This window comes from Conyzicola nivalis (genome assembly GCF_040548875.1).
GTDB lineage: Bacteria > Actinomycetota > Actinomycetes > Actinomycetales > Microbacteriaceae > Conyzicola > Conyzicola nivalis_A.
In genome coordinates this window covers 283,904-304,368 of the sequence record NZ_JBEPSJ010000001.1, presented here as the reverse complement: position 1 = coordinate 304,368, position 20,465 = coordinate 283,904, and the positions used below count along the sequence as shown (strand labels likewise).

The 20,465-nt window shown below is 66.7% G+C and carries 16 protein-coding genes and 1 tRNA gene; 3 read left to right on the top strand and 14 right to left on the bottom strand.

Translation table 11 applies throughout. From position 1 onward, the window contains the following. Positions 1-16: 16 nt before the first annotated feature. From prmC to argS, 10 genes are all read right to left on the bottom strand, one after another. Entirely contained in the window at positions 17-910 is an 894-nt protein-coding gene (gene prmC, locus ABIE21_RS01525; RefSeq protein WP_354023019.1) for a peptide chain release factor N(5)-glutamine methyltransferase, read from the bottom strand. A gap of 24 nt (positions 911-934) precedes the next feature. Then, the gene (gene prfA, locus ABIE21_RS01520; protein WP_354023018.1) at positions 935-2,014 is read right to left on the bottom strand and encodes a peptide chain release factor 1; all 1,080 of its coding nucleotides are present in this window, start codon (positions 2,012-2,014) and stop codon (positions 935-937) included. 3 nt (positions 2,015-2,017) lie between these two features. Further along, complete coding sequence (gene rho, locus ABIE21_RS01515; protein WP_354023017.1) at positions 2,018-4,375, bottom strand: transcription termination factor Rho; 2,358 nt, start codon at positions 4,373-4,375, stop codon at positions 2,018-2,020. A 207-nt stretch (positions 4,376-4,582) separates the two neighbouring features. After that, on the bottom strand, positions 4,583-5,536 hold the full coding sequence (gene thrB / locus ABIE21_RS01510; protein WP_354023016.1) for a homoserine kinase: 954 nt from the start codon (positions 5,534-5,536) through the stop codon (positions 4,583-4,585). Beyond that, positions 5,533-6,609: a threonine synthase gene (gene thrC, locus ABIE21_RS01505; protein WP_354024383.1), complete on the bottom strand. Its 1,077-nt coding sequence runs from the start codon at positions 6,607-6,609 to the stop codon at positions 5,533-5,535. The genes thrB and thrC overlap by 4 nt, the downstream gene beginning before the upstream one ends. 18 nt (positions 6,610-6,627) lie before the next feature. Beyond that, positions 6,628-7,962, bottom strand: coding sequence for a homoserine dehydrogenase (locus ABIE21_RS01500; protein WP_354023015.1), 1,335 nt, complete (start codon positions 7,960-7,962; stop codon positions 6,628-6,630). Then, positions 7,959-9,446, bottom strand: coding sequence for a diaminopimelate decarboxylase family protein (locus ABIE21_RS01495; RefSeq protein WP_354024382.1), 1,488 nt, complete (start codon positions 9,444-9,446; stop codon positions 7,959-7,961). The genes ABIE21_RS01500 and ABIE21_RS01495 overlap by 4 nt, the downstream gene beginning before the upstream one ends. Positions 9,447-9,520: 74 nt before the next feature. Then, a complete protein-coding gene (locus tag ABIE21_RS01490; RefSeq protein WP_354023014.1) occupies positions 9,521-10,330 on the bottom strand; it encodes an LmeA family phospholipid-binding protein in 810 nt (269 codons plus the stop codon). A gap of 51 nt (positions 10,331-10,381) precedes the next feature. Further along, a complete protein-coding gene (locus tag ABIE21_RS01485; protein WP_354023013.1) occupies positions 10,382-11,191 on the bottom strand; it encodes an LmeA family phospholipid-binding protein in 810 nt (269 codons plus the stop codon). Next, positions 11,192-12,850 (bottom strand): arginine--tRNA ligase, encoded by a 1,659-nt coding sequence (argS, locus tag ABIE21_RS01480; RefSeq protein WP_354023012.1) that lies wholly within the window; start codon positions 12,848-12,850, stop codon positions 11,192-11,194. 85 nt (positions 12,851-12,935) lie between these two features. Between argS and ABIE21_RS01475 the strand changes: the two genes are divergently transcribed. After that, positions 12,936-13,541, top strand: coding sequence for an iron ABC transporter ATP-binding protein (locus tag ABIE21_RS01475; protein WP_354023011.1), 606 nt, complete (start codon positions 12,936-12,938; stop codon positions 13,539-13,541). A gap of 79 nt (positions 13,542-13,620) precedes the next feature. Here the strand turns inward: ABIE21_RS01475 and ABIE21_RS01470 are convergent, their stop codons facing one another. Next, positions 13,621-14,415 (bottom strand): transglutaminase-like domain-containing protein, encoded by a 795-nt coding sequence (locus tag ABIE21_RS01470; RefSeq protein ID WP_354023010.1) that lies wholly within the window; start codon positions 14,413-14,415, stop codon positions 13,621-13,623. 128 nt (positions 14,416-14,543) lie between these two features. Beyond that, entirely contained in the window at positions 14,544-15,203 is a 660-nt protein-coding gene (locus ABIE21_RS01465; protein WP_354023009.1) for a pyridoxine/pyridoxamine 5'-phosphate oxidase, read from the bottom strand. A gap of 70 nt (positions 15,204-15,273) precedes the next feature. Here ABIE21_RS01465 and ABIE21_RS01460 point away from each other — a divergent pair. Further along, positions 15,274-15,345 (top strand) — tRNA-Arg (locus tag ABIE21_RS01460). Positions 15,346-15,489: 144 nt separating this feature from the next. Here the strand turns inward: ABIE21_RS01460 and ABIE21_RS01455 are convergent. Beyond that, positions 15,490-16,242, bottom strand: a complete 753-nt coding sequence (locus ABIE21_RS01455) for a tyrosine-type recombinase/integrase (RefSeq protein WP_354023008.1) — start codon at positions 16,240-16,242, stop codon at positions 15,490-15,492. 1,189 nt (positions 16,243-17,431) lie between these two features. Here ABIE21_RS01455 and ABIE21_RS01450 point away from each other — a divergent pair. Continuing rightward, the gene (locus ABIE21_RS01450) at positions 17,432-19,732 is read left to right on the top strand and encodes an AAA family ATPase (protein WP_354023007.1); all 2,301 of its coding nucleotides are present in this window, start codon (positions 17,432-17,434) and stop codon (positions 19,730-19,732) included. 320 nt (positions 19,733-20,052) lie between these two features. On the opposite strand, the gene ABIE21_RS01445 is transcribed toward ABIE21_RS01450, so the two are convergent. Beyond that, positions 20,053-20,463, bottom strand: coding sequence for a hypothetical protein (locus tag ABIE21_RS01445; protein ID WP_354023006.1), 411 nt, complete (start codon positions 20,461-20,463; stop codon positions 20,053-20,055). Positions 20,464-20,465 lie beyond the last annotated feature (2 nt).

Genomic DNA, 20,465 nt, shown 5'->3' with positions numbered 1-20,465 from the left:
CGGTCTCGGCAGGCCGCTATGGGCGCAGCGCGGTGGTGGCGCGGTCGCGTCCGAGAAGGTCGGGGTGGGATGCAACGGCGAGCCAGCCGTCGGCGCGGAGCAGCTCCGCGATCTCGGCCGCCTGCAGTTCGCCATGCTCCATAACGAGGGTGCCACCGCTGTGCAGCAGGCGCAGGCCGGTGGCAGAGACCTGGTGCACGACGTCGAGGCCGTCGTCTCCGCCGTAGAGGGCGATCTCGGGGTCGAACAGTCGCACCTCGGGGTCGCGTGGGATCGCGGCCCGCGGGATGTACGGCGGGTTCGAGATCACGACCGAGACGGTGCCGTTCAGCTCGGGGAGCGCGATCGCGAGATCGGTGAAGATCGGGGTCGCGTTGGTGGCGCCGCTCTCGCGGAAGTTCTGCTTGGTCCAGACGAAGGCGAGCGGAGACACCTCGACGCCGTAGACACGTGCGTGAGGGACCTCGGTGGCCATGGCCAGCGCGATCGCGCCGCTGCCGGTGCCGAGGTCGACGGCGATGGGGCCGGCGGGCGGCCCTTCGACAAGCTCAGGGGCCGGTGTGGGCTCAGGGACCGCCACCGCGCGCAGTGCGTCGATCGCGAACTGCACCACTTGCTCGGTCTCAGGGCGGGGCACGAAGACGCCGGGGCCAACGGCGAGCTCGAGCGAGCGGAACGGGGCGCGCCCGGTGATGTGCTGCAGGGGCTCGCGGGCGGCCCGACGGTCGACGAGCTCCGCGATGGTCGCGGCGTGGGCCGCATCGAGCGAGGCATCCGTTATCGCCTTCGACTGCACCGCGCCGCGAGTGAGGCCGAGCACGTGGCCGACGAGCAGCTCCGCGTCGACCCGGGCGTTCGGCACTCCCGCGAGGGTCAGCTGCGAAACGGCGCCCTCGAGGGCGCCGCTCACAGTGCTGGGCTGCGGAAGAGTCACTTAGCCTTCGGAACCGATGTCGGCGAGCTGCGCTTCCTCGTCGGAGGCGATGCACGACTGGATGACGGGCTCGAGGGCGCCGTTCATCACGGCGTCGAGGTTGTAGGCCTTGTAGCCGGTGCGGTGGTCGGCGATGCGGTTCTCGGGGAAGTTGTAGGTGCGGATGCGCTCCGAGCGATCCATGGTGCGGATCTGGCTCTTGCGGAACACCGACGCCTCGGCGTCGGCCTCCTCCTGGTAGCGCGCGAGGATGCGGGCGCGCAGGACGCGCATTCCGGCCTCACGGTTCTGCAGCTGCGACTTCTCGTTCTGCATCGCGACCACGATCCCGGTGGGAAGGTGGGTGATGCGCACGGCGGAGTCGGTCGTGTTGACCGACTGGCCGCCGGGGCCGCTCGAGCGGTAGACGTCGATCTTGAGGTCGTTCTGGTTGATCTCGACCTCTTCGGGCTCGTCGACCTCGGGGAAGACGAGCACGCCGGCCGCCGAGGTGTGGATGCGCCCCTGCGACTCGGTCGCCGGCACACGCTGGACGCGGTGCACACCGCCCTCGTACTTCAGGTGCGCCCACACGCCCTCTGCGGGGTCGGTGGACGACCCCTTGATGGCGAGCTGCACGTCTTTGTAGCCGCCCAGATCGCTCTGGGTCGACGTGATGATCTCCGTCTTCCACTTCTTCGACTCCGCGTAGTGCAGGTACATGCGCAGCAGATCGGCGGCGAACAGCGCCGACTCGGCGCCGCCCTCCCCCATCTTGATCTCCATGATGATGTCGCGGCCGTCGTTGGGGTCGCGCGGGATGAGGAGACGCCGCAGCGTCTCCTCAGCCTCGGCGAGGGTCTCGGTCATGCCGGGAATCTCGGCCGCGAACGACTCGTCTTCCGCGGCCATCTCGGTCGCGGCCTCGAGGTCGTCGGTCAGCTGACGCCACTCGTGATACGCGGCCACGATGCGGCTGAGCTCGGCGTAGCGCCGGTTGACCTTCTTGCTCCTGGCCGGATTCGAGTGCAGTTCCGGATCAGCCAGCTGTTCCTGAAGCGACTCGTGCTCGGCCAGCAGACTCTGCACTGACTCGAACACGGTCTAGTCGTCCTTGGAGCTCGCGGCGCCCGGCAGCGACTTCTGGATCTGCATGAGGAACTCGACGTTCGACTGCGTCTCGCGAAGCTTGCCGAGGACGATCTCGAGCGCCTGCTGCTGGTCGAGTCCCGCGAGGGCGCGACGCAGCTTCCAGGTGACCTTGACCTCGTCGGCGCCGAGCAGCATCTCCTCGCGGCGCGTGCCGGAGGCGTTGATGTCGACGGCGGGGAAGATGCGCTTGTCGGCCAGCTGGCGCGAGAGGCGGAGCTCCATGTTGCCGGTGCCCTTGAACTCCTCGAAGATGACCTCGTCCATCTTGCTGCCGGTCTCGACGAGAGCGGTGGCGATGATGGTGAGCGAGCCGCCCTCTTCGATGTTGCGTGCCGCACCGAAGAAACGCTTCGGCGGGTACAGGGCGGCCGAGTCGACTCCGCCGGAGAGGATGCGTCCCGACGCCGGGGCGGTCAGGTTGTAGGCACGGCCCAGGCGGGTGATCGAGTCGAGCAGCACGACGACGTCGTGGCCGAGCTCGACGAGACGCTTGGCGCGCTCGATGGCGAGCTCGGCGACCGTGGTGTGGTCTTCTGCGGGGCGGTCGAAGGTCGAGGCGATGACCTCGCCCTTGACGGTGCGCTGCATGTCGGTGACTTCTTCGGGGCGCTCGTCGACGAGAACGACCATGAGGTGGACCTCGGGGTTGTTCTTGGCGATGGCGTTCGCGATGGCCTGCAGCACGAGGGTCTTGCCGGCCTTGGGCGGCGAGACGATGAGGCCGCGCTGGCCCTTGCCGATCGGGGCGACGAGGTCGATGATGCGGGTCGACAGCTTGGCCGACTCCGACTCGAGGCGCAGGCGCTCCTTCGGGTACAGCGGGGTCAGCTTGCCGAACTCGACGCGGTTCGCGGCTTCCTCGATGGAGAGGCCGTTGATCGAGTCGATCTTGACGATCGCGTTGTACTTCTGGCGTCCCTGGCCCTGGTCGCCCTCGCGCGGCTGGCGGATGGAGCCGACGACGGCGTCACCCTTGCGCAGGTTGTACTTCTTGACCTGGCCGAGTGAGACGTAGACGTCGTTGTTTCCGGGCAGGTAGCCCGAGGTGCGGACGAAGGCGTAGTTGTCGAGCACGTCGAGGATTCCGGCGACGGGGATGAGCACGTCGTCTTCGGTGATCTCGGGCTCGAAGTCGTCTCCGACGGGGCCGCGGCCACGCTTGCGGTCGCGGTAGCGGTTGCGGCCGCCGCGCTCGGAATCGTCGTCGAGAGGCGCGTTGCGGTCGGGACCGTCGCCGCGCTGCTCGTTGCCACCACGGCCGGCGCGCGGCTGGTCGCCGCCCTGCTGGCGGTCACCCTGCTGGCGCTCGTTCTGCTGGCGGTCACCCTGCTGGCGCTCGTTCTGCTGGCGGGGCTGGCGGTCGCCCTGCTGACGGCCGGACTGCTGGTCGTTCTGCTCGTCCTGCTCGCCCTGCTGGCGCTCGCCCTGCTGGCGGTCGTTCTGCTGGCGGTCGCCTTGCTGGCGGTCGCCCTGCTCGCGTCCGGCCTGCTCGCGACCGGCCTGGCGGTCACGGCGGTTGCGGTTGCGGCTGCGCGACGAGCCGCCCTCGCGGGGTTCGCCGTTCTGCTCGTCGGACTGCTGGGCGTCGGCGCCCTGGTTGTTGTTCGCGGGAGACTCGGCGACGGGCAGCTCGATCGAGTTGAGCGCCTCGGCCTTCTCGGCGTCGGTGGGTGCGGCGGCCTCGGCCTTGGCGCGGCCGCCCTGGCGACGCTGGCGCGGTTCGCGCGACTGGGATCCGCGGCCCTCGGGCACCTGCGCCTTCTGCTGCGGCTCGCGGGAGTAGAGGGGACGCTCGACGGGAGCTTCCTCGTCGGCCGCCAGGCCGGACTCGGCCTGGTTCACGTGCGAGGTCGCGGAGCGCGGGGCGTCGACGATGCTGTCGGCGGCCGCGGTGGCGGACTCGGTGACGGCCTCGGCGGCGGCTGCTGCCGCTGCGGCGATGGCCTCGGCGTCGGCCGTCGTGGCGCGACGGGAGACGCGCTTCTTGGCTACCGGGGCGGTGGCGGCGGGCGCGACGGCGGCGGGCGCTGCGACGGCGGGCGCTTCGACAGGCTCAGCGACCGCGGGCTCGGCGACCGCGGTCTCGGTCTCGGTCGCGACGGGGGCTGCCTCGGCGGGGGCGGCGTCGGCCGCATCCGTCGTCGACGTGCTCTGGATCTCGTTGATGGCGTTCACGAGTTCTCCCTTACGAAGTTTGGATGCGCCGCTCAGTCCCAGCTCGGCAGCGAGTGCCTGGAGCTCGGGAAGACGGAGGGCGCTCAGGTTCGAGCTGGAATTCGCGCTCGATGCGCGAACATTGACATCAGTCACTAGGGGGGTTCCTTTCCCCGGCCGAGAATTCAGATACGCGGCGGAGGGGTGATCGATCGCCCCGTGTCTGTGCGGGTGCACAGGAATCTACTTGGGCGATGCGAGTGTGGGTGAAAGTGCACACCGGGCGGTACCAGAACAGGCGAAGTTCCGTTGCTTCTCCAGTGCGGATCCAGTGGTGGACGCCAGTGGGGAAACGAGCGGTGGCTAGGCCACTGCTTCTACCGGGTGCGAAATAACAGTAGCACCTTTGAAGTCGACGGCCAGCATAAGAGACTGCCAGGGTGTCGCGGCGTTGTCGGCCACCAGCTGGGCGGCGACGAGGCGCTGTGCGGGGTCGCTGCACAGGACGAGGAGCGAGGGTCCCGCGCCGGAGACGACGGCGGCGAGACCGTTCTTGCGCAGCACCTGGATGAGGCTGTCGGTCTCGGGCATGGCGCTCGCGCGGTAGCTCTGGTGCAGCTTGTCCTCCGTGGCCGCGAGCAGCAGCTCCGGGCTCTGGATGAGCGCGGCGATGAGCAGCGCGGAGCGGGACACGTTGAAGATGGCGTCTTCGTGGGGCACAGACGAGGGCTGCAGGCTGCGGGCCAGCGCCGTCGACATGGTCGTCTCGGGCACGCACACGAGCGGCGATACGCCGCGGTGCACGATGAGCTTCTTGTGCTGCGGACCGTCGGGGGTGACCCAGGCGATGGTCAGGCCGCCGAAGAGGGCGGGCGCGACGTTGTCGGGGTGCCCCTCCATCTCGGTGGCGAGACGCAGCAGGCCGACGGAGTCGATGTCGACGACGCCTTCGAGCAGGCCCTTGGCGGCCATGATGCCGGAGACGATGGCTGCGCCGGATGAACCGAGCCCGCGACCGTGCGGAATGACGTTGTGCGCCTCGAGGTTCAGGTTCGGCAGCTCGAAGCCGTACGAGTTGAACGTGTGCGCGATGGCGGTGACGACGAGGTTCGACGCGTCGGTCGGCACCTCTCCTGCGCCGACGCCGTGCACGTCGACGTAGACGCCCGGCTCGTCGCGAACCGAGACGTGCAGCTCGTCGTAAAGCGACAGGGCGAGGCCGAGCGTGTCGAAGCCTGGGCCGAGGTTCGCCGTCGTCGCGGGCACCTTCACCGTGACCGAGCGACCGGTCAGGTCGGGCGCGGGCTGCAGCGTCATGCCTTGCTCAGTCCGAGCACTTCGGCGATGGCCGTCGTGTCGACGGGCACGATCGTGGGGGTGATCTCGTCGCCCGTGGCGGTCTTGAGCGCCCACTGCGGGTCTTTGAGGCCGTGGCCGGTGACGGTCAGGACGACCGTTGAGCCCTTGGGGATCTGGCCGGCGTCGGCCCGCTCCAGCAGCCCGGCGACGCTGATCGCCGAGGCGGGCTCGACGAAGATGCCGACCTCGCCGGCGAGGATGCGGTACGCCTCGAGGATCTTGTCGTCGTCGATGGCGCCGAAGTAGCCGTCGGTGGCCTCGCGCGCCGCGATGGCGAGGTCCCACGATGCGGGGTTGCCGATGCGGATCGCGCTGGCGATCGTCTCGGGGTGCTTGACGACGTGGCCGACGACGATGGGCGCGGACCCTGAGGCCTGGAAGCCGAACATGCGCGGGAGCTTCGTGGTGGCGCCGCGCTCGAGCTCTTCTGCGTAGCCGCGCGAGTACGCGGTGTAGTTGCCGGCGTTGCCGACGGGGAGGATGTGGATGTCGGGCGCGTCTTCGAGCACCTCGACGACCTCGTAGGCCGCGGTCTTCTGGCCGTTGATGCGGTCGGGGTTCACCGAGTTGACGAGGTGCACCGGGTAGTTGGCCGACAGGTCGCGGGCGATGTCGAGGCAGTCGTCGAAGTTGCCCTGAACCTGCAGCAGCTCGGCGTTGTGCGCGATGGCCTGGCTGAGCTTGCCGAGCGCGATCTTGCCCTCCGGCACGAGCACGACGGCCTTGATGCCGGCGTGGGTGGCGTAGGCGGCGGCCGAGGCGGACGTGTTGCCGGTGGAGGCGCAGATGACGGCCTTGGCGCCGTGCTCGATCGCCTTCGAGATGGCCATGGTCATGCCGCGGTCCTTGAAGGAGCCGGTCGGGTTCATGCCCTCGTACTTGACCCAGACGGTCGCGCCGGTGCGGGCTGAGAGCGCGGGAGCGGGCAGCAGCGGGGTGCCTCCCTCTCCGAGGGTGACGACGGGCGTGGCATCCGTGATGTCGAGGCGGTCGCGGTACTCGTTGAGCACTCCACGCCACTGGCGGCTGATCACCTTGCTGTTTGGCACTTACAGTCCCTCTACTCTCAGTACGGAAACCACGGCACTCACGACGTCGTTGCTTGCGAGTGACGCGACTGTTGTTGCGAGTGACGACTCGGTTGCCTCGTGGGTGACGATTACAAGGGTAGCGGTGGGAAGAGAGTCGCTCTTACCGTCGCTTACGGATTGTGACACGGCCTCGACCGAGACGCCGTGGTCGCTGAACAGGCTCGCGATCGTGGCGAGCACGCCGGGCTGGTCGACCACGGTGAGGGTGATCTGGTACCGGGTGCGCACGCTCGACATGGGCAGTACCGCGATGGTGGCGTGGGTCGACTCGGCAATGCCGGGGCCGCCGATGACGTGGCGGCGGGCGGCGGAGACGAGGTCGCCGAGCACGGCCGACGCGGTCTCGATGCCGCCGGCGCCCGCGCCGTAGAACATCAGGCTGCCCGCGGCCTCTGCCTGAACGAAGACGGCGTTGTTCGCACCGTGGACCGCGGCGAGCGGATGCGCCACGGGGATGAGCGCGGGATGCACTCGCGCGGAGACGCCGTACTCCCCCGTCTCCACGCCGTCGTCGCCCGTGATGGCGATGCGCTCGCAGATGGCGAGCAGCTTCACGACGTAGCCGGCCTTGCGGGCGGCGTCGACCTGCTCGGCGGTGACCTCGGTGATGCCCTCGCGGTGCACCGACTCGAGCGGCACGGTGGTGTGGAAGGCGAGGCTCGCGAGGATCGCGGCCTTCTGCGCCGCGTCGTAGCCGCCGATGTCGGCCGTGGGGTCGGCCTCCGCGTAACCGAGCTCGGTCGCGATGGCGAGCGCGTCGTCGAGCGTGTCGCCGTTCACGTCCATGCGGTCGAGGATGAAGTTGGTCGTTCCGTTGACGATGCCGAGGATGCGCGTGACCCGGTCGCCGGCGAGGCTGTCACGCAGCGGGCGGATGATCGGGATCGCGCCGCCGACGGCCGCCTCGTAGTAGAGCTGGGCGCCCACCTGCTCGGCCGCCTCGAACAGCTCCGGGCCGTGGGTGGCGAGCAGCGCCTTGTTGGCGGTGATGACGTCGGCGCCGGAGTTGATGGCCTGCAGGATGTAGCTGCGCGCCGGCTCGAGGCCGCCCATGAGCTCGACGACGATGTCGGCGCCGAGGATGAGGCTCTCCGCGTCGGTCGTGAGCAGGTGCTTGGGGATGGCCGGGGTGCGCTCTGCGTCGATGTCGCGCACGGCGACCCCGACGAGCTCGAGGCCCGCGCCCGAGCGGTTGGCGAGCTCTTCGCCGTGCTCGAGCAGCAGCGCGGCGACCTGGGCGCCGACGCTGCCGCCGCCCAAGAGGGCGACTCGGAGGTTGCGGTACTCGATCATGCGTTGTTTTCCAATCCAGCATCCCTGCTGAGTAGATCCGCCTCGGTCTCGCCGCGGACGATGATGCGCGCCACGCCGTCGCGCACTGCGACGACGGGGGCACGGCCGAGATAGTTGTAGTTGCTCGCCATGGCCCAGCCGTAGGCGCCGGTCGCCGGCACGGCGAGGAGGTCGCCGGGCGCGACGTCGCCGGGGAGGTAGTCGGCGTGAACGACGATGTCGCCGCTCTCGCAGTGCTTGCCCGCGACGCGCACGAGGGCCGCGTCGGCGTCGGACGAGCGGTTGGCGATGCGGGCCGAGTAGTCGGCGGCGTACAGGGCGGGGCGGATGTTGTCGCTCATGCCCCCGTCGACGGAGACGTACTTGCGCACGGCCCCGGTCGCTGAGCTTGTCGAAGCGCCCGGCCGTTCGACGGACTCAGGCCCTTCGACGGACTCAGGCCTTTCGACAGGCTCAGGGACCGTGCTGACGAGCACATCTTTGATCGTGCCCACCGTGTAGAGAGTCGTCGTCGAAGGTCCGATGATCGAGCGCCCCGGCTCGATCGCGATGACCGGCACGTCGACGCCGAACTCCGCCGCGAGCCCGGCGACGGCGTCGGCGAGGTTCGCCGCGAGCACGTCGATCGGCAGCGCGACGTCGGCGCTGGTGTAGGCGATGCCGAAGCCGCCGCCGAGGTTGAGCTCGGGCACCGGGCCATCGGCGAGCAGCTCGACGTGCACCGCGAACAGCCGCCTGGCCGCCTCGGCGAAGCCGTCGCTCTCGAAGATCTGCGAGCCGATGTGCGAGTGCAGGCCGAGGAACTCGAGCTCGGGCCGCGCTCGGATCAGCGCGACGGTCGCGGGCACGTCGGCGAGCGGGATGCCGAACTTCTGGTCTTCGCGGGCGGTGGCCAGGTACTCGTGGGTGCTCGCGTGCACGCCGCTGTTGACGCGGAGGCGCACACCCTGCACGCGGGAATGGCGAGCCGCGGCATCCGCCACTCTCTCGATCTCGATGAGGCTGTCGAGCACGATCGCTCCGAGACCGACGCTCACGGCGCGGTCGATCTCGCCGAGGCTCTTGTTGTTTCCGTGGAGACCGAGGCGCGCGGCGGGCGCTCCCCCGGCGAGGGCGACGGCGAGCTCGCCGCCGCTGCAGACGTCGATGTTGAGCCCGTCGTCGATCATCCACGCTGCGACCTGGGTGGAGAGGAACGCCTTGCCCGCGTAGTAGACCTTCACGGTGGTTCCGACCCGCGCGAACTCACGGTCGAAGGAGTCGCGGATGCCGCGGGCACGGTCGCGCACGTCGGCCTCGTCGACGACGTAGAGCGGTGTGCCGAATTCGGCGGCGAGGTTCTCGGCGCCGACGCCGGCGATCAGGAGTTCGCCGTCGGTCGAGCGTTCTGCGTTGTGCGACCACACAGATGCGGGGAGGGCGTTGGCGTCGGCGGGGAGCTCAAGCCACGAGGGGGCGAGCGGGTTGGGAGAAGACACGGATATACCTCACGGAATTTATTGTTGAGTGAGGCGAGCGAACCCGGCTTGGTCCCTGAAGCCGGTCTTATCTTATCGGGCTAGGCGACGGGCGGTTCGCACGTGCCCTTGGTGCCGAGCGAGGCGAGTCCGACGTCGGCGCCGGTCGCGGTTATGACGAGGTTCTTGCCGGTGACTGCGGCGCCGGTCACGGTGAGCGCCTTCGGCAGGTACTGCGCGACGCACAGCGGTCGTGAGGCGAGCATGGGCGCGGCCAGCGGCGCCAGCGGGCCGGCGGCGATCTCCTCGACGCTGGCGGCGACTCCGCCCGCGGTCACCGCGGCCGGCGTGAAGACGACCGCGCCCGTGGCGACGCTCGGTGCGAGCGAGACGGTGACGGGCACCCCGGCGAGGTCGGCTCCGACGGTGGCGAACTGGTCGGCGAGCACCACGCTGGTGAGCGGCACCCCGCTGAGGTACGCGGCGTACTTGGCGAGGTTGGCCTCGTCGATGAGCACGTCGGCGGTGAGGGTGCCCACGGGCTTGCCAGGGTCGAGGGGCACCTCGGTGACGGTGAGCGCGAGCGTGCCGACCGCCTCTCCGAAGGCGACGTCGGGCACGGTCACGTCGACCGAGTCGAGTTTGCCGGTGATCGCCTGGAACACGAGCAGCCCGCCGCCGAGGTCGACGTCGACCTTCTGCGTGTCTGGCAGGTCGAGCGCGGCGACGACGCCCGAACGAACGACTCCCCCGGCGACGTCACGCACGATCTTGTCGCCCTCGATCAGGGCGAAGGTGACGAGCGCACCGAAGATGCCGAGGATGACGAGCCAGCCGATCCAGCGGAAACGCGGCGGGATGGTCTTGGGCGCGTCGATCGAGGTCCACTGGATTCCTGATTCGCTGCCCACAGACACAGCCTAACCTCCGCCCAGTTCACCTGAGCAATATTTCGGCGAGGGTCAGTGGCAGGTCCCCTTGGCCGCGAGATCGTCGGCTCCGAGCACCGCGCCGTCGCCGGAGAAGTCGAGAACCACGGCGGTCTCCGTGACGTCGACCCCCTCGAGCGTGAGGATCGCGGGAAGGTACTGGGCGATGCAGATCGACTGCTGCCCGAAGAGGCCGCCCGCGAGAGATCCGAGCGGTCCGTCGCGCAGTTCGTCGACGCCCGTCGAGGTGCCGTTGATGGTGATCGACTGCGGCGCGAGCACGAGCTGGCCGTCGGCCGCCGACGGGGCCACCGTGGCCGACACCGGGATCGAGAAGACGAGCGCCTCGAGGGTGGCGGCGACCTCGATCACTCCGTCGCCGAGGGTGACCGAGTCGAGAGCGACGCCCTCGACGGATCCGGCGAGCTTCTCGACGTTCGCGGCGTCGACGGTGACTGTGGCGTCGACGGTGGCGACCGGCTTGTCCATGTCGATCGGGATGCCGGTCGCCGTGAGCGCGATGTCGCCGACGATGTCACCGAGCGGCACGTCGTCGATGGCGATGTGCACCGAGTCGACGGTGCCCGCGAGGCCCTGCACGATGAGCGACCCGCCGCCGAGATCGATGTTCATGGGGTGGTCGGCCTCGAGCGCGAGCCCGGTGACGAGCTCGTCGTGGATCCGGTCGGTGGCGATGCCGCGCGCCACGCTCTCGGCCACGAACGCGCCGATCACCACCACGACGACGAGCACACCCGCCGCGATCGCCCAGCCGATGTAGCGGCGGCGCTTCTTCGGCGTCTCGGGCAGCGGGGCGAGCGGCAGGGTGTCGGCGGTGGTCATCTACATCCGTTCCGGGGCGCTCACCCCGAGCAGGGCGAGGGCGTTGCGCAGAACAATACCGGTAGCGTCGTTCAGCCACAGCCGGGTGCGATGCACGTCGGTGACCTCCTCGTCGCCCATGGGGGTGACGCGGCAGTTGTCGTACCAGCGGTGGTAGGCGCCGGCGAGTTCCTCGGCGTAGCGGGCGACGCGGTGCGGCTCGCGCAGCTCGGCGGCCTGGCGCACGATGCGCGGGAACTCGGCGAGGGTGCCGAGCAGGATGCTCTCGGTCTCGTGCGTGAGCAGTGCGGCGTCGAAGGCGTCGCGGGTGACCCCGGAGTCGGCGGCGTTGCGCGCCACGGAGTGGGTGCGCGCGTGGGCGTACTGCACGTAGAAGACGGGGTTGTCGTTGGTGCGCTTCTGCAGGATCTCGGGGTCGAGCGTGAGAGGCGAGTCGGCCGGGTAGCGGCCGAGCGAGTAGCGCAGCGCGTCGGTGCCGAGCCAGGACTGCAGGTCGTTGAGCTCGATGATGTTGCCCGCGCGCTTCGACAGCTTGGCGCCGTTGATGCTCACGAGCTGGCCGATGAGCACCTCGATGTCCTTCTCGGGGTCGTCTCCGGCCGAGCCGGCGAGGGCCTTGAGGCGGTGCACGTAGCCGTGGTGGTCGGCGCCGAGCAGGTAGATCTTGTGTGCGTAGCCGCGGTCGCCCTTGCTCAGGTAGTAGGCGGCGTCGGCGGCGAAGTAGGTGAAGATGCCGTTTCCGCGGCGGATGACGCGGTCTTTGTCGTCACCGAAGTCGGTCGTCTTCACCCAGACGGCGTCGTCGGCGTCGTAGACGTGGCCCTGCGCGCGCAGGCGCTCGATCGCCGAGTCGATGCCGCTGACGCCCGTGGCGGGGTCGAGGGCGTGCAGCTCGCGTTCGCTGAACCACACGTCGAAGTGCACGTTGAAGCGGGCGAGCGACTCCTTGATCTCGGTGAGCTGCAGCTGGTAGCCGGTCTCGCGGGCGTTGGCGAGCGCCTCGTCGTCGGGCATCTCGAGCAGTGTCGGCACGAGCTCGAGCACGCGGGTCGACAGCTCGGTGATGTACTCGCCTGGGTAGCCGTTCTCCGGCGTCGGCAGGCCCTTCGCTGCGGCGAGAATCGAGGCGCCGAAGTTGTCCATCTGGTTGCCGGCGTCGTTGATGTAGAACTCGCTGACGAGGGTCGCTCCGCTGGCCTTGAGCACGCGGGAGAGCGAGTCGCCGAGCGCCGCCCAGCGGGTGTGCCCGATGTGCAGCGGGCCGGTGGGGTTGGCAGAGACGAACTCGAGGTTGATGGTCTGGCCCGCGAGCGAGTCGTTGTGCCCGTAGCTGTCAACGGTGTCGACGATGGTCTTCGCGAGGGCGCCGGCGGCCGCGGCATCCAGGGTGATGTTGATGAACCCGGGGCCGGCGACGTCGACGGATGCCACGCCGTCGACACTCTCGAGGGCGGTGGCGATCTCGGTGGCGAGCTCTCGTGGGTTGGCTCCCAGCGCCTTGGCGATCTTCATCGCGATGTTCGACGCCCAGTCGCCGTGGTCGCGGTTCTTCGGGCGCTCGAGCGCGACGTCGGCGATGCCGACCGGCTGGCCTCCGCGGCCGGCCACCACGGAGTTGACGATGGTGAGCAGGGAGGCGGAGAGGTCAGCGGGATTCACGATTTCCAAGCTTATCCTCGCGCGCGGCCCGCGCGATCGCGCGGGGTGGTGCGAGAAGCCGGTGTGCGTGGGTGAGAATGTTCCCATGTCTGCATCCGCCTCGCGCGTCATCACCGCCCTCGCCCTTGCCGGAGTGGTCGCCGCAGCCGTCACGGCCTGCGCTCCTGAGACCGCCGCGACGCCCGATGCGACTACGACGCCGACGTCCGCGCCGAGCCAGACGCCCGAGCCCACGGCCAGCGCCACCGCCGCCCCGGTCGGCACCCCGGTGACGATCGACTGCAACACGCTCATCAGCCCGCAGGCGATGTACGACTACAACCCCAACTTCGGCCTGAGCGAGAGCTACAAGCCCGCCGCGGGCACCGAGGCCGCCGACATCGTCGGAGTCGACGGGCTCGCCTGCGCCTGGATCAACCAGACGAGCGGCGAGATCGTCGAGGTCGCCGTGGCGAACCTCCCGGCCGACAGGCTCACCGAGTTGAAGAATGCGTTCGTCACGTCGAGCAACTCGGTGCCCACCTACGGCGACCCGACGAAGGTCGAGGGCTACTTCGAGCTGGCCCAGGGCGTCGGACAGGCGCAGGCGTTCGCCGGCCCGTACTGGATCTCTGCCGCGTCTGCCTCGTTCTTCGAGCCGGGCGACGCGCAGCCGGTCGTCGTGGCCGCCATCGCCGGACTCGGCCAGTAGCGCCCGGCCGGCCGGCTCGAGTAGCGCCCGGACGGCCGGCTCGAGTAGCGCCCGGACGGCCGGCTCGAGCCGCGCCGGATCAGCCGAGCTGCAGCAGCTGCTGGCCGTCGTCGACCGGCAGCACGTCGGCGACCGCGAGCACCTCCAGCCGGGTGAGCGTGAGGTTCGCCCAGTGGTTGGTGAGGAACGCGATGTCTGCCGCGTCGCGCCCGGTCGAGATGCGCAGCAGGCTCTGGCGCGGGGCGAGGCGGGTGGCGTCGACGACCCACCACTGCCCGTCGATGTGCGCCTCGGCGACGGCGTGGAAGTCCATCGGGCTGAGCCCCGGAGCGTAGACGGCCGCCATGCGGGCGGGAACGTCGAGGGCGCGCAGTAACGCGATCACGAGGTGGGCGTAGTCGCGGCACACCCCGCGGCGGGCCATGAGGGTTCTCGCCGCGCCATCCGTCACCAGGCTGGATCCCGGCACGTAGCTCAGCTTCTCCCAGACCCAGAGCGTGACCGCGGTCAGCAGCGCGTGGCCGCTGAGCCCCGCGAACTCGCTGCGGGCGGTCGGCAGCAGACTGTCGGACTCGCAGTAGCGGCTCGGCCGCAGGTAGGTGACGAGGTCGATCTCGTCGACCGGCGCCGGCAGCGAGCGGCCGGCGACCTCGGCGCTGTAGTCGACGACCATGAGCCCCGCCTCGCCGATCAGGCGGTGCAGCCGGGTGCCGTGGCGGTCGACGAGCTCCGTCGGATGCTGCGGCTCGCCGTTCAGCGTGATCGACAGGTTCTCGCGGTTGAACAGCGAATTGGCGCTCACCGCGAGCGAGAAGACCATGTCGGTTCGCCCGGAGATGTCGAGTTCGAGGTGTGCGGAGACGGAACGCTTCATGCTTCGATCCTGACAGGCGATTGTTGCCGTGACATTTCTGGCGCGGGCTATGGCTTTCTCGCGCGGATTGTGGCTTTTCGGCGGAGGACTACGGCTTTCGGCGGCGGACTACGGCCCTTGGCGGCGGACTACGGCCAGAGCAGGCTCTTCGACCATCCGGACTCGTCGCGGGAGTAGCGCAGGCGAACCTGGTCGCGCTCGCGGGCGGCCTGCCAGAACTCGATCGACTCGGGGCGCACCAGGTAGGCGGTCCACTCGTCGGGAACGAAGTCGGGGCGGAACTCGAGGATCGCCTTGGCCTCCTCGACGCGGTCGAGGAACTTCTGCTGGCTCGAGAGCACCTCGCTCTCGGGGCCGGCGATCGCTGCGGCGCGGGCGCCGGGCTTGCGGGCGAGGAAGTCCTTCTCGCTGACCTCGCGCGGACCCTTCTCGATGCTGCCGACCACCCGAACCTGGCGGCCCTGCTCGCGCCAGTACAGGGCGAGGGCGGCCTTGGGGTTGGCGGCGAGCTCGCGGCCCTTGGGGCTCGAGTCGAGCGACGCGAACCAGAGGCCCTCGTCGGTGATGTCTTTCAGAAGCAGGGTGCGGGCCGACGGGGATCCGTCGACGGCGGCGGTGGCGAGCGTCATGGCGTGCGGCTGCGCGACGTTGGCGGAGATGGCACCGCTCAGCCACTCCTCGAGGAGGGCGATGGGGCTCGCCGGTGTGGCATCCGTATCGAAGGTCGGAAGATCTCCGGTGAAGACGGGAAGAGCTCGGAGGTTGTCGCGCCACGATGTTTCGGTCATGAATCCAGACTACCCACGGTCGTGTAGCCGAAGCTGCGCTCAGACGCTGCTACCCTAGTGAAGCACCTGGGCCCCCATAGCTCAGGGGATAGAGCACTGCCCTCCGGAGGCAGGGGCGGCAGTTCGAATCTGCCTGGGGGCACTGTCTTATCGCCGGTCGCCGAGCCTGTCGAAACCCGCCTGTCGAAGCGGTCCCGCGGTCCCTGAGCTTGTCGAAGGGCCTTTTCGGCGCGTGGCGACGTTTCGGCAACATCCGTGCGAGAAATCTACTTATCGGCGGTATGTTTCATCTCGGGCGGGTTGAGGCGTCCTGACCAATCATTTCTGCTGCCTCGTTGAATAATCCGTGACGGAATACTCTCCCCCGCAGCCATCCACCACGGGCTGCCGCGAAGGTCGGCGAGCCGGCCTCCTTGCCATTGACGTGCACCTTTAGTTCGGCGAGCAGCGACGCCGGAACCGGGATGGATCTCGCTTCGTAGTCTTTGGGCTGCGAGTCGAGCTGCACGCCGTCGACCTCGACGATCGTGTGCTGCACCTCGAGACGCCCGCGCTTGAAATCGATGTCCTTCACGCGAAGACCGGAGGCCTCACCCCACCTGAGTCCGCAGTAGGCAAGGATCTTCACGAGCAGCCCGTAGCCGTTCCGCTCTCCGCGGTACATGCCCTTGCCGAGCGTGTCGACTGCGTCGGAGAGGTCGCGCACCTGTTCGTGGTTCAGATAGCGCTTGGCGGGTTTGCCGACCTTCGGCAGATTGAGGCCGTGTGCGGGGTTCGCCGGAAGCCGTCCGTCTTTGACGGCCATCTGCAGGCTGCCTGAGAGCACGTTGACGATCTTGCGCACGCTGGATGCACCCTGGCTCGCCGAGAGCCCTCCCGCCCACTTCTGGATCGTCTGATGGTCGAGAGCGCCGAGAGGGTACTGGCCCAGCTTGGGCTTGATATGGATCTCGACGATGCCGCGGGCTCGTTCTCGCGAGGTCGGCTGCCAGTCGGCTCTGGTGGCCATCCAGTCGTCGAGCCACTCCCCCAGTAGCACCCGTGACTTCGATGGATCGACATACGCGCCGCGGCTCTTATCGACTCCATGTTCGCGAGGAACAGCTCGGCGTCACGCTTGGTCTTGAACCCGCGTTGCTGCGTCTGCGAGTGATCGGGCTTCCGGTAGATGACGCGGTACCGCTTGCCACTGGACGTCACGTAAGCACTGATGCTTCCCATGGAAAAACGCTAGTCCTTTCGACCGTCATTTCGCCCTCGGACCGCCCACGCAATTCCCCTCACCTGCGCCAGCATCCGCTCTGTTACCCATTGCAGCAACTCCCCCATACGCACTTCTCACAACCAGCCATAGGAGTCCTGATCAGCCGCCACCCCTTTACTTCCCGACCCCCCACTCAGAGCTTGCGGAGAGTGGGGGGTCGGGAAGCGAGCTCGCTCGGGGGTGGCGGCTGATCAGGACTTAAAATTGAAAACCCTTCCCGCACTACTTCCCACCTTGGGAAGGGGTGCGGGAATACCCTGCGGCTTCAGAGACAAGTTTTGGCGCGTGTCGCACCATTCCGGTTCAGGAACGGAAATGACGTGGAATCGGTGCTGACTAGAGATGCGACGGTGACACTTTGATTGCCAAGGATGGTAGACGCCGGCGTCGATGAACCGCTTCCGACTTTGGCAGCTGTTTCGCATTGGTGAGCGGATCGAAAGTGACGAGCAGATCGTAGCCGTCCGGACTACGGTCTGGTTCACGCCCGGTCAAACCGCTTTTGTCACGGAGCTTTAGGTGTTTCCCAACGGACTCTGAATGCCCAACTTCAACCGTGGGGTCGAGAAACAAAGTTGTGAAAATTGCCGCGCCACGGTAGCTAGGGGCCTCAGGCTCCTACCGGTCTGGCGTCGATGAGACGTCGCAAATCCCGAACGCCATACGGCATGGGCATTTTGCGGTGAGTTCGTCGGAGTGGATTGGCGACAAAATGCAGAAGCGGTTTAGGCGCCCGCCAGCGCCACTTCTCGAAATCTGATCTATTGAGTCGAACTCGCTTTGTACTGCCTTCACGAAGTAGGTTGGCACTGCGCGGTTCTGCACTGCTACTGCGTACTCGTTGCGAAGCTGCAGCGGCGCTTTGGGCGCGCCCACTGCCGAAGAAAACCACAACGCTGCAACGGAGACGACTTGAGTGCCGGTGGATGGACAGCGGGCATTCTCAACAATTGACGGAGGAACAATGGGACTCACTGAAATTAGAGTTGCCGCGGAGTATTGCTTCGGCAGCACGCCGCTGGAGCTGACAAACCTAGCCAAGGTCAATTTTATCCACGCCCCCAACGGCTCAGGCAAGACAACCATCTCTAACGCCCTTTCCCATCAGCCACTCGATCCAGATTCACGTCTGACTTGGCAGATTGCGGCGACCGACACGTCCATCCGGGTGTTCAACGAGGCGTATCGATCGAAAGTCCTCAACGAGCAAGTCGACGGGATCTTCACAATTGGCGCGGAGTCGACCGCCGTGAACGCCAGGATCACGCTCTTGGAACGGGAGCGCGTCGATCACCGCACCGACCGAGAAATATGGACGAAAGCGATTGGCTCTGCCGCCGGAAATGGTCAAGCAAGTGGGCTACTCGGCGAAATTGAGGCTGAGCGCCGGAACGCCAGTGACGCCATCTTCGAGAGTCACAAGAACACCCCAGAGCAAGTCCGCGACACGATCTTCAAAGGCTTTCGCGGAAGTAAAGACAAATTCTTCGAAGAGGCGAGCTCGCGGTATGGCCCCGGGGTAGCCGTCGCGAAGAATGTGACGTGGGAGGCGCTGGAAGCCCGCAATGCGTCGCTGACGGGTGAGCGGCATCGTCGCTCGCCGCTCAGCGTTCTTTCTGTCCTAGTGCTTCTCTCAGAGGAACAGATCACCCAACTCCAGGCGGACGCCACGACGGTCGGAACTGGCGATCTTGCCACTCTTATCCACAATCTGGCGAACGAAGACTGGGTGAGTCAGGGCCGGCAGCATCTTCAGCACACAGATGGTATTTGCCCGTTCTGTCAGCAAGAGCTTCCAGAAACCTTCGGCACCAGACTTAGTGCATACTTCGCCGCCGGCTACGACGACGCGCTCGCACTCGTCACTAGCATCACAGAGCTAGTGAATACTCGCTCGGAGCTTCTATATTCGGAGCTAAGCAGACTCGAAGCCGCCATAGAGGCTGACTCCGCGATCGATTCTCCGCGCTTCACTGATGTGATCGACTCGATTCGGACCGCAACTGAGCTCGTGCTGTCCAGACTCGCCGAGAAACGCCGCCACCCGACGGCACGAGTAGATGTCGATGACATTGGGCCTCTCGTTAGCCACTTGAATGAATTAGTTAGAGAAATCAACACGGTTATCGGCGTGCACAACGGCCTTATCGAGCACTCCGCCACAGAACTTCAGAAGCTCGTCGACGACGGTTGGGACCTGTTCCTCGAAGGTGCAGACACCTCGAAACTGCTGAAACGTTACCGAGGAGTCAGTGCCAGCAAGCTGGAAAAGATCGAGCAGCTGCGTTCTCAGATCAGTGAGAGCCAGCAAGCGGATGAAGCCCGCGAGACAGAAATCGAAACGCTTCGCAATTCAATTTCGAATACTGTAGCGGTCGCTGAGCGTATCAACGAGCTACTTCAGGCGCTCGGATTTCACCGATTTCACCTAGCCATCGCGGATGAAATAGCGGGCGGCTACCGGATCGAACGCGACGACGGGTCTCTCGCATTCGATTCGCTTTCTGAAGGGGAAAAGTCGTTTGTCTGCTTCGCCTATTTCCTCGAGTCCCTGAGTGGAAGCAGTGTTTCAGGGGGGACAATCAATCCCGTAATTGCCGTCATCGACGATCCAATCTCCAGCCTCGACAGCGACACGCTCTTCATCGTCGCGGCCTACATTCGCGACATCGCCAAGAAGGTAATCGAGGGACAGACGAACATCGATCAACTAATTGTGCTCACGCACAACACGCAGTTTCACCACGAAGCGGCGTACGCGACGGAGACGGCAAAGGCCACTGACCGCCGCCATTACCGACTGCGGAAGGGCCTCGACGGGATCACTAAAGTTCAAGACGACGGCGCGCGGAGCAAGATCCGCGGCAGCTACGAATTGCTCTGGCAGTCTGTAGCCGACATCGCAGGGGGCGATGAGGATTCACCGATCGCGCAAGTGGGCGTGTTCAACATCGTCCGACGAATCATCGAGGGCTATTTCAAAACGGTCGGTTCGACTCAGCCCCATGACCGACAGCAACCACTTTCGGTCGCAGACGAACTTCTCATGTCGATGTTCCTGACTTGGGCGAACTCGGGATCACACACGATCATCGATGACTTCGCTCAATCTCACTACATAGGGGGTGCCAGAGAATTTCTTCAGCTTCTCCAGCTGTTTTTTGAGCTGCAAGGGCACGGCGCGCATTTCGACATGATGATCCGGGCCTCGGGTGGCAGTTCTTTGCTGGAATCAGGCTCCGTTTTCGCCAAACGCGCAGACTGATTCACCTTCGGCGTTGCATGAATGCAGTTGGCGTGGTCTGCGGCAAACGACAGGCCAACCTCGCCGATCCAGCGTTCAACTGACCAACAGCGTAAAGCCGTCGACCATGAACCACTGGGCGCTGCACGTGCGTTCCGTCAATCCGTGAAATCGCTAATGCTAGGTCGCATGTAGCGGCTAGCAAGACCCTCCAAATCAACGCAGTGCGTGCCGGAAGGGCTGAACCCCGCGACGACTTGAACCGTTACTTAGCGACGGCAAAATGCCGCCAAAACGCACCGGCACCGGAGCGCCGCCTCCGAGAACGAAAAAAACTGGCTTCATGGATTTTGTACTGGGTCGTCTCTGAATCGTTCCAGCTCGCCTCGCCACGACAATACGACCGAACTGTGCCTACTGCTACTTTCGTATTCGTTTAGTCGCCGCTGCGCTTGTTCCCCCCATTCATTGAATCTGACAATGATGCGAGCCCGCATGAGGCGATCGGCATTCGAGCCACGGCCGTTTTGTTCGTGATTCCAATTGACCTTCGCGGCGGCGTAGAGAACTGCAGATTTATAGTGTTCGGCGGCCAGCCATTCGTCCACCCATGGCTCTCCAGGGACATCCAACTCGTCGATGGAACGTTTGAACGCGGCGATACGATCAACAACCTCATTGCCAGCGGAGAAGTCGGACTCACTCAGCGACAGGTACTGCAGGGAGTCATGCACGCCAATGAAACTAGCCACGG

What these genes read in the sequence shown, in the direction of transcription:
- ABIE21_RS01450 (WP_354023007.1), top strand. Translation starts at nt 17,432, where the DNA reads ATGGGACTCACTGAAATTAGAGTTGCCGCGGAGTATTGCTTCGGCAGC.
- ABIE21_RS01475 (WP_354023011.1), top strand. Translation starts at nt 12,936, where the DNA reads ATGTCTGCATCCGCCTCGCGCGTCATCACCGCCCTCGCCCTTGCCGGA.
- ABIE21_RS01465 (WP_354023009.1), bottom strand. Translation starts at nt 15,203, where the DNA reads ATGACCGAAACATCGTGGCGCGACAACCTCCGAGCTCTTCCCGTCTTC.
- thrB (WP_354023016.1), bottom strand. Translation starts at nt 5,536, where the DNA reads ATGACGCTGCAGCCCGCGCCCGACCTGACCGGTCGCTCGGTCACGGTG.
- ABIE21_RS01500 (WP_354023015.1), bottom strand. Translation starts at nt 7,962, where the DNA reads ATGATCGAGTACCGCAACCTCCGAGTCGCCCTCTTGGGCGGCGGCAGC.
- ABIE21_RS01470 (WP_354023010.1), bottom strand. Translation starts at nt 14,415, where the DNA reads ATGAAGCGTTCCGTCTCCGCACACCTCGAACTCGACATCTCCGGGCGA.
- ABIE21_RS01485 (WP_354023013.1), bottom strand. Translation starts at nt 11,191, where the DNA reads ATGACCACCGCCGACACCCTGCCGCTCGCCCCGCTGCCCGAGACGCCG.